This is a genomic window from Clostridium sp. NSJ-145 (assembly GCF_021044725.1).
GTDB classification, from domain to species: domain Bacteria; phylum Bacillota; class Clostridia; order Clostridiales; family Clostridiaceae; genus Clostridium; species Clostridium disporicum_B.
Genome location: NZ_JAJNOS010000009.1, coordinates 119,097 through 134,732, shown reverse-complemented (window position 1 = coordinate 134,732; position 15,636 = coordinate 119,097). Strand labels below are relative to the sequence as shown.

The following is a 15,636-nucleotide window of genomic DNA, read 5'->3' as shown; positions in this document are numbered from 1 at the left end:
CAGGTAAAGTTAACCTTCACACAATAAAAGCTATGACTGGTGCAGGTAATGGATATAGACAATAAGATAATTAGTACAATTTATTTGAATGCTAGAAAATGGAACGTCAATATTGACGCTCCATTTTTTCTTTGTTCTTATTATTTTTATGAGCTTAACGTACTCGGTATACACTTTCTTATAATTTTTGCTAATTTAGCTTCATCTTCTTTACAGTCTGTATCTACCCAATGCTTTAATGTCATTGTAAATCCTGCTTGAAAGTAAATTAAATAATACATAATTTCTTCATCAGATGTTATTCCATTTTGAATACAAATATTTTTTATAACTTCCCATAATCGCTCAAAGCCTTGTTTTAGAGGGAAATCTTTTCTTGTTTGTAGATTGATTTTATAAAAATATTTATGCTTTTTGATATGTCTTAAAAATGGAATAAAAGACTCTTCAGAGAAAACTTTCAATTCACTATATGCTGAATATTGATTTAATAACTCTTTACTAAGCTCCTTTTCCATTTTATCAATCATATCATATATATCTATAAAATGAGCATAAAACGTAGAACGATTTACCTCAGCCTTCTCACATATCTTTTTTACTGTAATTTTTTCAAACTCTGTATTTTTCATAATCTCTAACATAGCAGCTTCCATACGAATCTCTGTGTCATGAAATCTTTTATTATTTTTTGTATTCATAAAACCTCCAATTTTCATTATTCCAACACAAATTGGAATATTGATGGTTGTTACAGTATTTGGTAGTCATTATACTATAAAGTGAAAAAACAAACAAGTGTTGGAATAAAGGGAGGTGTAGATATGTCAAAGCTTACAAATGTGAATAAAAAAATTGAAAATACTGTTGTAACGAAGTACAAGAAAATTGAAAATGCCGTTGTTTCTAAATATCAAAAAATTGAAGATAAGTTTATTGATACTTTCTTGGCAGAAGATGGTGAAACTACATCACAGGCAAAAGATAGAATTAAAGAAAATATAAAAAATATATAAAAATCAAATTTAGAGTAGGAGGATAAATTTATGAAAAAAGAAAATTTTGTTTCACTTATTATAGGTACAGTTGGTTTAGTTCTATTTGCATTAGGAATGTGCATGGCAATGATTACTGAATGGAATACTTTTAATCAAGGTATTGTAGTAGGTACAATTGGAATTATTATATTGATTATTATGCTTATTGTTCGTAGAAAAATGGAGGGAAAGCCTGCAATCGAATTAAATAAAAAAGCTATTGGAATAGTGCTATTAGGAATTGTGGGGGCATTGCTATTAGGTGTTGGAATGTGCATGACTATGGTTTGGCAGGGGCTTATGGTTCAGGGAATAATCGTTGGGCTTATAGGAATTATTATACTAATTTGTTTAATCCCAATATGTAAAGGAATAAAGTAATGAAAAATAATATGAAAGCAGCAATTTATATGGGCAAGGGCAATATAGAAATTCAAGAATTACCTTTGGAGAAACCTGGTGATTATGATGTATTAATACAAAATATTTACTCTAGCATTTGTGGTACAGATGTTGCAGTCTATAATCACGGACCAAACACAGGACATCGTATTACAGTTGGAGAAGAATTTGGGCATGAAACTATCTCTCGTATTGTAGCTATTGGAGAAAAAGTTTCTGACTTTAAAGTTGGTGAGCGTGTTTATCCATATCCTAGATATGCTAAAGGTAATACAAAACGTGCAGGTACTATCGGTGATTTTTCAGAATATATCCTGATTCCTAATGCCAAAAGAAATATTTCTTTATATCCAGTAGATGATACTATTTCTGATAAAATAGCTTGTTTAATTGAGCCATTTACTGTTGGTTGTAGAGCAGCAAGACGAGGTCAGCTAAAACAAGGTCAAAAAGCTGTAGTTTTTGGTTGTGGAACAATAGGACTATCAGCTGCAATAGCCCTTAAATATTTTGGCATTGATAAGGTTATGGTTTGTGATGTATCTGATTTTAGGTTGAAAATTGCTAAGAATATGGGCTTTTACACATGTAATACCCAAAATGAAAATTTTAATGAAACGGCTAAAAAATATTTTGGTGAAGCAAGCTCTCTTAATGGAACTGTAGCTGATATCGACTGTTTTATTGATGCAGCGGGATCAGAAGATATCCTAAATCTTTTTATGGAATATGGAAAAATTGAAAGTAAATTTGTATCAGTAGCTGTTAATAACGCTTTACAAAGCATTGATTTATTGCATTTAACATTTTCACAAAAAAGTATTATCGGTTCTGGCGGATATATGCCTGAAGATGTAAAAGATGTTATGCAGATAATGAAAAGTGGTCAATGGAATATTGAATCAATGATTACCCATGAATTTTCATTAGATAAAATAGAACAAGCAATTCAAACTGCCAGCGACACTAAAAACTCTTTAAATGTAGTTATTAAGTTTTAATTGTATTAATTTAATAATGTAACAAATTCTAATAAATTTTTAAACACAATATTCGATTACAAGTCACTCCATATTTAAATAAAACACTATGTTCAAGAGTAATGTTAAAAATAAAGTATTTAAAAAGGGCCGATAATTATTGGTCCTTTTAGTTCATTATTTATTAATATTATCTATTAAATCCACTGTACAACTTGAAATTCATACACTACTATTCCTTTAAAATTTGTATGGCGCTTTTTTATATTCAATATCTCCAATAACAAATTTCTTTGGATCCACCCTATTACTTAACTGCCTTGTCTCAATAAATTCTTTTGATACAGATACAAAATATTGCTGATTTTCTTTTTCAATTAAATAATACTCATTGCGGTCTTTAAGCTGATACGCTATATTAAAAATTCCTGGTTGCGTAATAAAGTCCAAGACATTCTCAATAGGAGTTAACTTCTTTTTACGCATAAGTGGATAAATAAAGTCTGCATCATTGAATTTCTTTAATACCACTTCATCTTGCTTACATCTACAGCGTCCACTTTTTACAAAGTCATCTAAATTGATTGACTCTTTGATTACTAGCTTATCTATATTACTATCATTATCTAGCAAATAATCAATACTTATATTAAACAAGTTTGCTATTGCTTTTAGATTTCCTATATCAGGCATTCCCTTATCAGATTCCCACTTACTAACTGCTTGTCTAGATACAGATAATTTTTCTGCTAATTGTTCTTGGGACAATCCTCCCCTTTTTCTTGCTTCTTTTAATTTTTCTCCTAAGGTCATAATTCTTACCTCCATATTCTAATTTCTACATAAACTTATTGTAGTAATTTCACAGTAGCCTATGGATCTCAAAAGTACAAGAAACTGTTGTTTTCCTTAATGCAACGTATCGTAGCAAAAGCTTTATATTATAAAAATTGTATAACATAAATCTTTCACCTTATAATTTCCACTTTCTTAATATATCTACAAATTCCTATTTATATACATGCTATCAAATAGCAGCAAACAACAACACATTTACTACTAATTAAAAAAATTTTTATATTTTTTATAAATAGTCCCTAAAACAAAATTAACCTTTGTATTTAATAATGACAAAGCAATTAAGAGTAAAGTTCAAGTAACCAAATATAAAATTTGAACTTTATGGGAAACTCACTACTCATATACATTCGTAGGAGTAGGTTCAAGTAACCAAATATAAAATTTGGACTTTCACCTAAAAAGGTCCCTAAATAAAATTTAAATCTTGTATTTAATAATGTAACAAGGAAATCAACGATATAAAAAATCGAATTAATAGAAATTTTTAAACTTTAGGAGGAATTTAAAATGAGAAACAATAAGATAGAAAAAATTTATGAAGTAATTAAGGAAAATGGAAGAGCATTAAATCTACATGAAATAAAAGCTATGACTGGTGTTGGAAACGGATATAACTACTCAAATAATACTACTTGTGCAGTAGCTACTACTTCAAACAAAAGTCAAAAAATATATGATGTAGTAACAAATATATCAGGTAAGGTTAATCTTCATACAATAAAGGCTATGACTGGTGCTGGAAATGGATATGCAGCTCAAAATACAATAAAATCATCAGATATTAATAATACTTGTATTACAAATAGCTATAATCACAAAAGTAAAAAAATTAATGAACTATTAAATACTGCTGGTATGAAACTTAATCTTTATCAAATAAAAGCTATGACTGGAGCTGGAAATGGGTACATACAATAATAGAAAATGAAAGTACTCTAAGTTAGTAATTTAATAAAGTATATAGTGAAAATTTAAAAAAGCTATAAATACTAAAATGGCTATTGCAATACTGCAATAGCCATAGTAACTTTTCCAAACATCATTTGATTTTTAACTATTAAACATTTTATTTTTGTACTTCACATACAATTTTAAAACTTTTAATTAATTTTATATCTTCATTTTGCTTATTTTTATATGATACCTCATTTATCTCTATATCAATAATTCTAGCACCTAAAGATTCTAATACTTCTTTATCCCACTGTGGTCGTATTTCTCTACTTAATGGTAAATTGTACGCTATTTTATCAATTGCCTCTGTACTTACTCCCATCATATTTTTATGATCATTTACATGAGTAACACTTTCTCTTTCTTCCATATATCTTTCATCAAACATATAGCAATAATGATTTCCATCAAAAATTATAATTTTCCCACCTGGTTTTAATATTCTAATCCATTCTTTATATGCTTTTTCTGGATTTTCTAAATTCCAAATAAGGTTTCTACTTACTAATAAATCAAAAGTGTTGTCTTCGATATGAGGATTTTGTGCATCACCTTTAATCGTATGTATTTTAACGCCTACTTGCTTTGAGTTTTCCTCTGCCTCTAATAACATATTTTCAGTGCAATCAAAGCCATATGATTCACAACCTAGATTTGCTAATAATATTGCTAAAAATCCTGGTCCACATCCCATATCTATGGCTTTACACTTTTCATCTTTATTTATGTACTTTTTTAAAACTTCTTCGTATTCTTCCTTTTCATCACTATTTAAACTTTCTCTATTACTTATTGAATAACCCTCTGCCCTTTTATTCCAATAAGATTTTATATCCTCTAAATAACTCATTTTTTCCTCCGTTTAATTCCCTACTATATTATAATATCAAATCTAAATAACAGAACTAATAAGCTTTTTCGTAAAAACTTCCTTAGGATTAAGAATTATCTCATTTACAGTACCTTCTTCAATAATTTTTCCTTCATCCATAACCAATATGTAATCACAAAATTGTTGTACTAATGCTATATCATGACAAATAAAAAGTATTGCCATATCTCTGTTTTTTTGTATATTTTTTAATAGCTTTATTATGTTATGTTGAACTGTTACATCTAGTGCACTTGTTGCTTCATCACAAATAAGTAATTCTGGATCACTTGCTAACGCCCTTGCTATTGCAGCTCTTTGACATTGTCCTCCACTTACTTCCTTAGGATATCTATCAGCTAATTCATATTCTAATAAGCACTCATCAAAGAGATTTTTTAACTTTTCTTCTTTTTCTACAGAAGTTAAGGTTTTACTCATGGCTTCTTTAATAGATTTTCCTAATTTAATTCTTGGATTAAAAGATTCTGTAGGCATTTGAAATACCATTTGAATCTTTCCTTGTACTTCTTTAAGTCTAACCTTACTATTTTTACTTAATATATTTCCACTTAAACTAATTTCACCTTCATCACAATCAAGTAGCCCTGATATAATTCTGGCTGTTGTACTTTTCCCACATCCACTTTCTCCAACAATTCCAACACATTGCCCCTTATTAACTGTAAAACTAACTTCATTAATTACAGTATTACTTTTGCCACCTTTTGAAAATGTCTTTTTTATAGATGAAACTCTTAGTACTTCTTGCACTACATATCACCTCACTTTAAACTGCTTCATTTCTTAATTTAGGCATTGCATTAATTAACTCTTTAGTATATCTTTTTGTTGGATAATTAAATATCTTCTCTGTTGAATCATACTCTATGCATTCTCCATTCTTCATTACTAAAGCATTATCTGACATCAAAGAAATTACTCCCATATTATGACTTACAATAATTATAGTAGTTCCAAACTTATTTCTTAAATTCATAAGCTCATCAATAACCTTACGCTGAACTGTCACATCTAATGCACTAGTAGGTTCATCTGCTAATAATATTTTAGGATTAGATGCCATCGCCATCATAATTCCAGCTCTTTGATTCATACCGCCTGATAATTCAAAAGGATAGCTATTAAGAAATTTTTTAGGATCTTTAATATTAAGTTCTCTTAATATTTCCTCTCCCCTAATTAATGCTTCTTTTTTCGTAATTTTCATATGAGCTCTCATTGAGTCATACAATTGATTTCCTATTGTTCTAATTGGACAAAAAGAAGACTTACAGTCTTGAAATATCATTCCTATAGCTTGTCCTCTAATTGCCATTAACTCTTTTTTATTTAAATTAGTAATATCTTTTCCTTCATATATTATGCTTCCCTCTACAATACGGCCTCCATCGCCTAAAATACCAATTATAGATTTTATAAGAGTACTTTTTCCACTTCCCGACTCTCCTACTATTCCAAGTATTTCTCCTTCATATACAGACATAGAAATATTATTAACTACAAGTTTATTATCATATTTTATAGATATATTTTTAAGTTGTAGTAAAGGCTTTTTCATATATCCTCCTATCTATTCTACTGAAAGTTCAGCTGTAATCTCATAATAATCTGAAGGATGAGCTTCAAAGCCTGAAATATTTGACTTCATTACAAAGGACATTTTTAAATGAGAAGCAAAAATAAATGAAGCATCATCTAAAATAATTTGTTGCATTCTTGTTGCTAATTTTCCTCTTTCTTCAATATCAAATGTATTACTCATTTCAGCATATAAATTTTCTAATTCTTCATTATAATATTTTCCTCTATTTTTAGCGGAATCTTTTAATGCATGTGTTGTAAAGAAATATGCTGGGTCTCCTGTAGGTGCTGTTACAAATGCACTAGCATAAATATCCCAGTCTCCACTTTTTAAAACATCTGAATGATTTGCTGTAGAGTTAACTTTCACATCAATTCCTATTTCTTTTAATGTTGACTGAACAGACTCTGCAAGAAGAGGTAACTCTTGTCTACCTGGATATGTTAACCATCTTATAGTTAAATTTTCTCCATTTTTATCTACATATCCATCACCATTTGTATCTTCCCAGCCTGATTTCTTTAATAATTCCTTTGCTGTATCAAGATTATATTCAGATGCCGTTACAGTCTTATCACCAAATGCAAAGTTTTCTGGAAATGGTCCTACTGCTGGAGTTCCATTGCCATTTAACAATACACTTGTAAAACCTTCTTTATCTATGGCAGATGCTATTGCCTTTCTAACATTTATATCTTGTAAGTTTTCATTATCATAATTCATAGCTGCAAAAAATGTACGAGATGTATCTGTAGAGCTTATCTTATAATCATCATTATTTTCGAATAATTGTAAACTTGCATATGGAAGCCCTTGCGTTGCATCTATTTCTCCACTTTGAAGTGCCATAGTAAGAGTGTCTCCATCTGTAATTCTCTTAACTATTACACGGTCAGTCTTCACTTCTCCATTCCAATAATTATCATTTTTAACTAACTCTATTTCTGAATCTGATATTTTTTCAGCTATAAATGGTCCTGTTCCTGCTACGTTTCTATCTTCAGTAACACCATACTCCATATCAATTATTGCTCCATATGGGTCACTTAAATAATTTAATAAATCTACAACCTTCTTATTACAAGTTATTGTTATACTTTGTCCATCTGCTTCTATCTTATTTATATCTAAATCACCAGGAGCTCTATCATGGACATTAATAAGGTCTTCTAAGCACTCTTTAACAGCTTCACCATCCATTTTTCTTCCACTACTGAAATAAACATCATCCCGTAAAGAAATTTTCATAGTATTATCATCAATTTGTTCATAACCAGTTGCTAACCATGGTTCTAACTCCATATTCTCATTAAACTTAAATAAAGTTTCCCCAACGCCATAACGCACTGCTGACCACCCTGAATAATTATCATGTGGATTTAAGCCTGCATTACCCATCTCTGGACCATATGCTGTTGTTCCATAAGTAAATACTTTTTCATTTGAACTTGTTATAGTATTATTTCCTTCTACTTTATCACTAGCATCTTTTTCCGTACTGCTTCCACATCCAGTTAATATTGATGTAAATATACATCCTACCATTAATAAACTTATTAACTTATTTTTTCTCCTGTTCACTTTCCCTACTCCTCATGAATTATTTAGTATCAAAATAATCTCTAATTGTATCTCCTAATAAATTAAAACACATTATAGTTATAAAAATAGCTATTCCAGGTGCTAAAATCATCCATGGTGAAGTTTGAATCATACTTCTTCCATCATTCATCATACTTCCCCATTCTGCTGCTGGAGCTATAGCTCCTAACCCTAAAAAAGAAAGCCCTGCAAGCTCCATCATCATTGTTCCTATATCTACCGCCGACATTACAATTATTGTCCCTATAGCATTAGGTAATATATGCTTAATTATTATTTTGCCATTACTCAATCCATTAAGCCTTGCTGCATCAACAAATGTCTGGTTTTTTAGAGTCATTGCCTGAGTTCTAGCTATTCTTGCATACTTTGGCCAACTAATTACAGCTAATGCAATTACAGCATTTTGCATTCCTCCGCCTAAAACAGCTGCTACTGCAATAGCAAATACCATACCTGGAAACGCTAAAAACATATCTGCTATTCTCATAAGTATAATGTCTCTAGCTCCTCCATATACACCACAATATAATCCAACTACTGTTCCTACTATCGTAATTATTAATATCAATGCTAGAGTAGAAAAAATACTACTTCTTCCACCTACTAATACTCTTGAAAATACATCTCTTCCATATCTATCTGTACCAAAAACATGTGCTAAAGACGGTGCTTTAAGTGCTTCACTTAAATTTTGAGCATAAGGATCATATGGAGCAATGTGTTCTGACATTAATGCTATTAAACATATAATCGCACATATACTAGCAAAGATAATTAATTTTATCTTTGTTTTTTTCTTTTTACTCATAACCATTACTCCCTATTCCTTTCCTAATCTTATACGCGGATCTAAATAATGATGTACTATATCAGATATAAGATTTATAGCTACATATATAAATGCCATCCAAATTACATATGCCTGTATCATAGGGTAATCATACATATTAATTGAATCAACTGCTAATTTTCCTACTCCGTCCCACATAAAAATAGTTTCAACTATAGCTGTTCCACCAAGTAGAGATGCAATTGATAGCGTTAATAGTGTAATAATAGTCATTAATGAACATCTAAGTACACTTTTAAGTAAAACACTTTTTACTCCTATTCCCCTCGCATAAGCAGCTTTAACATAATCTTTATTTAATTCCTCTAATACTACAGCTCTTACTTGTCTAATATATTTACATATCATTGCCACAGAAAGTGTAAGTGTTGGCATAATTAAGCTCTTCAAATTAGTACCACTTGATGAACCTATAATAGGTAGCCACTTTAATTTTACAGAAAATAAAAGAATTAATAGTAATGCTAAAAAGAATCCCGGCAGTGAATTACCTATAAAACTTAAAAATCTTATAATATAATCAATAAACCTATTTTGAAAAACAGCTGCAATAATACCTAAAGGAATTGCTATTAAAATAGTTAATAGTATAGATGAAGCCATTAAAAGAAATGTATTTGGCAACTTTGATATTATTGTGCTAAATACTGACTTTCCAGAAACATAAGATTCACCCATGTCCCCTTTAAATATTCCTAGCATCCAATTTCCATACTGAACTAAAAAAGGTTTGTCCAATCCCAACTCACTTCTCATATCATCTTCTACCTGCTGCGAAACTACTCCCCCAGTATTCTCTAGTAGTTTATCTACTGTATCTACATTTGTAGTATTCATCATTGCAAAGGTAATGAATGTTATTCCAAATAAAATCGGTATAAGCTGAAGAAACCTTTTGCATATGTACTTTATCACAAGCTTTCTCCCTTCTTAGTTTTATTTATCTTTAAAGAAAATAATATAATTTAATAATAACTAAATTAATTACTTAATAGTTTTAACTAAAAACATTGGAGTAGATGCATAATTAGCTTTTTCCTCTTCAGACCATAAGCTTTTCCAAATATCTAAATCTACATTAACCGATGTTACTCCAAGCTTATTTAAGGTTAAAATATCCCATTGTGGACGTATTATTCTACTTAACGGAACCTTTTTAGCTATTTCCTCCATAGACTCGATATCAGTACAAGTATAATGATCTTCTAAATTGCTATTAGCAACTCTATTTCTATCTTCCTCATATTCTTTTCTCTTCTCATCATCAAATAAATGATGATACCAATTAGCATCAAAATTTAATAGAATTCCATTCTTCTTCAATACTCGTATCCATTCTTTATATGCCATATCAGGCTTTTCTAAATTCCATGTTAAATTTCTAGAAATTACAACATCAAAACTTTCATCATCAAACTTTAGGTTTTGCGCATCCATCTTTATAAAAGTTATTTTATCTGCAATATCTCCACAATTCTCTTTTGCTTTTTCAATCATTTTGCTAGTATAATCAACTGCAGTAACTTTATATCCTGCCCTTGCCAAAATTATTGAAAAAAAGCCAGGTCCACACCCAATATCTAAAACTTTTATATTCTCTTTAGGCTTATTAGATAGCTCATTTAAATTTTTCTCAATTTCATCTAGCCATTTATCCTTTTGTACTGTAGCTAACTCGCCTTTATTAACACTAGAATATCCATCAGCTCTATTTGTCCAGTATTTTTCTATATCGTTTAATAAATTTGACATTTTCCACCTCTTAAAACATTATTCTTCAATAAAGTATATCAACAGAAGTTTTGCTTAACAATCCTCCCCCTGGGGTTATTATTTTTTCAAATTCGAAATTTTGAATAATATAATGGCTTTGTTTTAATAGACTGTATAAATTTGATTAACCTCCATAAATTAAGGAATATCTATGCTGCTGATATGTTATGATAACTAAAAAGGTTGTACACGAAAACATCTATTTATTTTCATGTACAACCTTTTTTAGTAATATTCTAAAGTTTTTTTCTCATAAGAACCCAATCATTGCAAGACGTATACCCTCTTCTGTTATAAAATCCTTCTGTTGTTTCCTCTTTAGATGTTAACAGCCAAACTTCTGATACTCCTCTAGATTTTAGACGTTCTTGAAATTCATTTAAAATAAAGGTTCCTACACCTTTCCCCCTAACGGTATTACTAGTACAAAATTCTTTTATATAAAATTCTAAACCTCTGAAAGAATATTCTTCATTTCCAAGTATCATACCTACAGGAGAATCTCCTTCATAAGCAATAAGGCCAAAAAAGCCTTCACAATTAATCATTTGTTTTAATCTTTTATTTGATATTTCCTTTGTCCATGGTTCATTCCATGGCTCAGAACTAAATGTTTCTGTATAAATATTAGAAATGATATCTATATCAGACAATGTAATTTCTTTGAATTTCATTAAAATCTCCTTTTTCTTTACTCATAATAAATTAACATTTTATCATTATATTCTTTTGCAATATTTTTTACAATTTAAAAATAAGTTAGGCATATTTTTTGTATACCTAACTTATTTATTGTGTTTTGCTCAGTTAAGATTTTCCTAACTTTAACTATTATTTATTTTTTAATTTTTTAAACTTTTCAAGTGCTTCTATTACTTCTTCTTGTCTTTCTTTAGCAAGCTCATAGTTTTCCCCTAAAGAATATGCACTTGGTGCTTGAGGAAGACCTGCAAGTAATGTACTTTGGTCATAATCTAAATCTATAGGTTCTACCCCAAAATAGTTATTACTAGCTTCCTTTATTCCATAATTATTATCTCCGTAATAAATTATATTTACATAAAGCTCTAATATGTCATCTTTACTATAATTTTTCTCTAAATCGAATGCTACAAACATCTCAGCTATCTTTTTTATAAAATTCTGATCATTATCAAAGTATAGGTTCTTTGCAACCTGCTGAGTTATAGTACTTCCACCTTGAAGCACTTCTTTTTCCCTAAGATTTACTAAAATAGCTCTTAATAATGACTTAAGCTCAATAGCTCCATGATCATAAAATCTCATATCCTCTATTGCTACTATAGCATCTCTAAATGTTTCACTAATATCATCAATCTCAACATAAGTATCAGAGCTTCTTATCTCATTAATCTTGTCACTTAAACTAATAGTATCTATGGCTTCCTTATACTTGGTATGTCCTGAAGCTGCAATCATAGCAACGGATATAATAGCTATCGACAATATTAGTCCAATTAGTCCAATAAAAAACTTCTTCATATAATCCCCCCAATTAATCAATATAATTTCACATATATTTTATCATATTTCTAATAATATGTGAAAATATAACAATTATTTTATAGTCAAGTTATTACTAATACTTTAATATATTGTATATTAAGAAACTCATTATTTTAATTGCATTGATATATTTTAATAGATATTTCAGCTATAAGTTCACAGGATTTTTCTCCATCATCAATTAACCTTCTTTCATCTTCTATTGCTCCATCTTCAAGAACTTCTGATAATGCTCCTATATCCTTAGTTAGAACCACCAATATATATGGATTGTCGTCATATATAATACCTGCATCATGATAATATCGATAATAGTTCCCAAATTTATGGGCTACTTTATCATTTTCAATATACTTGTCTAATCTATCATGACAGCATGTCTTTTTTAGCAAGTCTAATATTAAAGAATATTTCTCATCTGAATAAAGCTTCCGATAAATTTCAACCTGCTCTTTTGCTGTTGTAATATTTCCCACAGTTATATCTTCACCACTTAATTTTGATATATAATAATTTAAATCATAGCCACATATCCTGTTCAACATATTATTAGCAATGTTATCAGAGTAAAGTAATGATAATTCTAAAGCTTCTTTTACAGTCATACTTCCTATGTTCTCTTTTAATTTAAGTATTCCTGTGCCTTCTTCATAATCCTCTTCACTATATTCTATTATTGTATCTAAAGATAACTCACCATTACTTACTTTATCTAACACCTCCATTGCCTGAGGAACCTTACTTAAACTAGCTGCTCTAAATACCTTGTCTTCATTTAAATAATATTCTTTTTTTCCATCTAATCTATAATAATATACAGCTACATTTTCACTATAATTATCTATACACTCCTCTACTGCTCTCTTAATATCAGGACTACTCTCTACCTGTCCCCTGTTCATAAATAATGACATAGAAAAAAATAATGGAAATAATAATGCATTATATAACATACTAAACACTCACCTTTTGCTATATCTATCATTATAATTCCCATTAATACTATTTTTTATAAAATATCTTTTAGTGTATATTTTGAAAATTCATCAATAAATCGATTAAGTGCACCTGCTGATATGCCTTTAAGCTTACAGCCAGGAGCCATAAATGGACAACTATCTGGCTTATTGAAACATTCAATTAGATTAAGATTATCCTCTGTTAACTTAAGAACATCTCCTAAATTTATCTCTTCAGGCTCTAGTCCCAGCTTAAGTCCACCAGTTCTTCCCTTTATAGATATTATAAAATCTGTTTTTGCAAGCTTATGAACTACTTTTTTTATATGATGCTCTGATGCATTTAACTCTACTGCCAGCTCTTCTACAGTAGAAAGTTTATCTCTATTATTTGCTAAATATATTAATACTCTAAAAGCATAATCTGTAAATTTTGATAGTTGCATTATTATCGCCTCTTTTTCTATTACTGTTATTTCATATTATATCATAGTTTTATTTACAGTTATAACATAAGTTAATATCTGCATTACTTCAAATTAGCAAATCATATGCGAAGACTGGAATAATTAAATTTAATTATCCTCCTCAATAAATCTCATCAATTCTTCATTAAATTTATCTTTCTCATCATAAAATAGTCCATGTCCACTTTTCTTAAACTTTACTAGTTTAGAGTTCTTAATAAGTTTATTTTGCACCTCTCCAAGTGGAGGTAAAATTACTTTATCGTGGATTCCATGCATGATTAGTGTAGGAACATTTATTTCTTTCATATCTTCAAAAAGACACTCATTAATCCATGTACGGGCAACTTCTGCTGTAGCCCATCCTGCTGCTTGGAAACCTAATTGTAAAAACCATTCTGAAAACGGTCTGCTTACCTTCCTATAGAAAAAACTTTTCCCAAAGTCTTCTAGCATCTTAGGCCTATCCATATAAGTTCCCATTATTATATTATCAATCGCTGATTTATCTAACCCATAAGGAAAGTCAGGTCGTTTTATAAGACTAGGTGCTGCAGCTGCACATAATACAAGTTTTGATACTCCACAGCCATTATGTCTTGCCATATATCTTATCGCAATAGCTCCCCCAGTAGAATGTCCCACTAATGTGAAATCTTTCAACTTAAGCTGATCAACAACGGATTTTATATCATCAGCCAATGTATTATAATCATACCCATATAATGGTTTATCAGATTTTCCAAATCCCCTTTGGTCTAACCCTATACATCTATATCCCTTTTGTGAAAAGTAATCAAATTGATATTCAAATAAGTTATGGTTTCCTGGCCATCCATGTAGAAACACTATAACGTCCTTACATTCTATATTAATGTCCTCTACATAAATTTTTGTATTGCCACTAACTCCAACATAATATCCCACTTTATATTTCTCCATTAATAAAAATTTTCACTACTATACTATTGCTATGCTGATATATTTGTGATTCCACGGGTCTAAGGATTTCACCTTATATATAACTAAAATAAAAAAATAGAGCCGAAGCTCTACTTTTTATATTATCTAACTATCTCTAATGTATATAATATTTTTTAATATACTAAAGTTTATATGAAATTTATATATTGTATCTTAAATAATTCTTTTACTATATAGCTTTTTTTATTTTTTCATTCTTTATCTTATTACGCTTTCTATACATCACTCTTTTTTTGTGGTTCCATAGTATACGTTGAAAAATTATTTTTACTCTCTCTTTCATAGCTACATCTCCCTTTTACCACCCATTTAAACGTTAACAAGAAATAAACACATTCTCAAGATTATTTTTATTTATCCCTTAGTAACTTTTAATATCTATATATAATTATTATACCCCTTACTGTAAATTTTTACCACTTTTTATTGATTTTTTTTCTATATTTTTATTAATTATTCGTTAATATAAAAGTTAACATAGACTATTCCTATGCTGACTTTTATAAATATTATTTAACTTTTAAATCAATCTAGAATCTTCTTTAAGTCTCTTCCATTAATTTTTGTATAAATATTTAATTTTAATCTAATTGCAAATAAAATCTCGAATTTAATTCATATATAGTTATTTTTCAACTTTATAATCGCTTTACATTTAAAATTTATAAATATATCTTATATACGTTATTTTTGATTATTTGCTTTTTAATCCCAAGTAGTATAGTATACAGTTAAGTAAATCTTTAAAGTTCTAATTTCT

General features: G+C 29.2%; 18 protein-coding genes. 4 read left to right on the top strand and 14 right to left on the bottom strand.

The window, feature by feature from the left end:
- Positions 1-146: 146 nt before the first annotated feature.
- Complete coding sequence (locus LQE93_RS09775) at positions 147-701, bottom strand: TetR/AcrR family transcriptional regulator (protein ID WP_231073355.1); 555 nt, start codon at positions 699-701, stop codon at positions 147-149.
- A gap of 123 nt (positions 702-824) precedes the next feature.
- On the opposite strand from LQE93_RS09775, the gene LQE93_RS09770 reads away from it, so the two are divergent.
- From LQE93_RS09770 to LQE93_RS09760, 3 genes are read left to right on the top strand one after another with little or no spacing between them, the layout of a single operon-like run.
- Positions 825-1,016, top strand: coding sequence for a hypothetical protein (locus LQE93_RS09770; RefSeq protein ID WP_055264593.1), 192 nt, complete (start codon positions 825-827; stop codon positions 1,014-1,016).
- Positions 1,017-1,046: 30 nt separating this feature from the next.
- Positions 1,047-1,418, top strand: a complete 372-nt coding sequence (locus LQE93_RS09765; protein ID WP_231073338.1) for a hypothetical protein — start codon at positions 1,047-1,049, stop codon at positions 1,416-1,418.
- 29 nt (positions 1,419-1,447) lie between these two features.
- On the top strand, positions 1,448-2,440 hold the full coding sequence (locus LQE93_RS09760; protein ID WP_231073336.1) for a zinc-dependent alcohol dehydrogenase: 993 nt from the start codon (positions 1,448-1,450) through the stop codon (positions 2,438-2,440).
- A gap of 219 nt (positions 2,441-2,659) precedes the next feature.
- Here LQE93_RS09760 and LQE93_RS09755 read toward each other — a convergent pair whose 3' ends face one another.
- The gene (locus LQE93_RS09755; protein ID WP_231073335.1) at positions 2,660-3,232 is read right to left on the bottom strand and encodes a helix-turn-helix domain-containing protein; all 573 of its coding nucleotides are present in this window, start codon (positions 3,230-3,232) and stop codon (positions 2,660-2,662) included.
- 555 nt (positions 3,233-3,787) lie between these two features.
- Here LQE93_RS09755 and LQE93_RS09750 point away from each other — a divergent pair.
- Positions 3,788-4,198 (top strand): hypothetical protein, encoded by a 411-nt coding sequence (locus LQE93_RS09750; RefSeq protein WP_231073333.1) that lies wholly within the window; start codon positions 3,788-3,790, stop codon positions 4,196-4,198.
- Between the two features lie 148 nt (positions 4,199-4,346).
- Here LQE93_RS09750 and LQE93_RS09745 read toward each other — a convergent pair whose 3' ends face one another.
- The 12 genes from LQE93_RS09745 to LQE93_RS09690 form a co-directional block, all read right to left on the bottom strand.
- Positions 4,347-5,084 carry a class I SAM-dependent methyltransferase gene (locus LQE93_RS09745; protein WP_055264588.1) on the bottom strand — a complete coding sequence of 246 codons (738 nt, stop codon included), beginning with the start codon at positions 5,082-5,084 and terminating at the stop codon, positions 4,347-4,349.
- A gap of 42 nt (positions 5,085-5,126) precedes the next feature.
- Positions 5,127-5,879, bottom strand: coding sequence for an ABC transporter ATP-binding protein (locus LQE93_RS09740; protein WP_231073326.1), 753 nt, complete (start codon positions 5,877-5,879; stop codon positions 5,127-5,129).
- Between the two features lie 16 nt (positions 5,880-5,895).
- Positions 5,896-6,687, bottom strand: a complete 792-nt coding sequence (locus LQE93_RS09735; protein ID WP_231073317.1) for an ABC transporter ATP-binding protein — start codon at positions 6,685-6,687, stop codon at positions 5,896-5,898.
- Positions 6,688-6,699: 12 nt separating this feature from the next.
- Positions 6,700-8,292 (bottom strand): ABC transporter substrate-binding protein, encoded by a 1,593-nt coding sequence (locus LQE93_RS09730; RefSeq protein WP_331000420.1) that lies wholly within the window; start codon positions 8,290-8,292, stop codon positions 6,700-6,702.
- Between the two features lie 19 nt (positions 8,293-8,311).
- Complete coding sequence (gene nikC, locus LQE93_RS09725) at positions 8,312-9,124, bottom strand: nickel transporter permease (protein ID WP_231073315.1); 813 nt, start codon at positions 9,122-9,124, stop codon at positions 8,312-8,314.
- Between the two features lie 12 nt (positions 9,125-9,136).
- A complete protein-coding gene (gene nikB, locus LQE93_RS09720) occupies positions 9,137-10,081 on the bottom strand; it encodes a nickel ABC transporter permease (RefSeq protein WP_055264584.1) in 945 nt (314 codons plus the stop codon).
- Positions 10,082-10,150: 69 nt separating this feature from the next.
- Positions 10,151-10,918, bottom strand: a complete 768-nt coding sequence (locus LQE93_RS09715; protein ID WP_055264583.1) for a class I SAM-dependent methyltransferase — start codon at positions 10,916-10,918, stop codon at positions 10,151-10,153.
- Between the two features lie 257 nt (positions 10,919-11,175).
- Positions 11,176-11,613, bottom strand: a complete 438-nt coding sequence (locus LQE93_RS09710) for a GNAT family N-acetyltransferase (RefSeq protein WP_055264582.1) — start codon at positions 11,611-11,613, stop codon at positions 11,176-11,178.
- 157 nt (positions 11,614-11,770) lie between these two features.
- Positions 11,771-12,442, bottom strand: a complete 672-nt coding sequence (locus LQE93_RS09705; protein ID WP_055264581.1) for a biosynthetic peptidoglycan transglycosylase — start codon at positions 12,440-12,442, stop codon at positions 11,771-11,773.
- 137 nt (positions 12,443-12,579) lie between these two features.
- A complete protein-coding gene (locus LQE93_RS09700; RefSeq protein WP_186839677.1) occupies positions 12,580-13,419 on the bottom strand; it encodes a serine hydrolase in 840 nt (279 codons plus the stop codon).
- A 56-nt stretch (positions 13,420-13,475) separates the two neighbouring features.
- Positions 13,476-13,871, bottom strand: coding sequence for an RrF2 family transcriptional regulator (locus tag LQE93_RS09695; protein ID WP_055264579.1), 396 nt, complete (start codon positions 13,869-13,871; stop codon positions 13,476-13,478).
- A gap of 129 nt (positions 13,872-14,000) precedes the next feature.
- On the bottom strand, positions 14,001-14,819 hold the full coding sequence (locus tag LQE93_RS09690; RefSeq protein WP_231073314.1) for an alpha/beta fold hydrolase: 819 nt from the start codon (positions 14,817-14,819) through the stop codon (positions 14,001-14,003).
- Between the last annotated feature and the right edge of the window lie 817 nt (positions 14,820-15,636).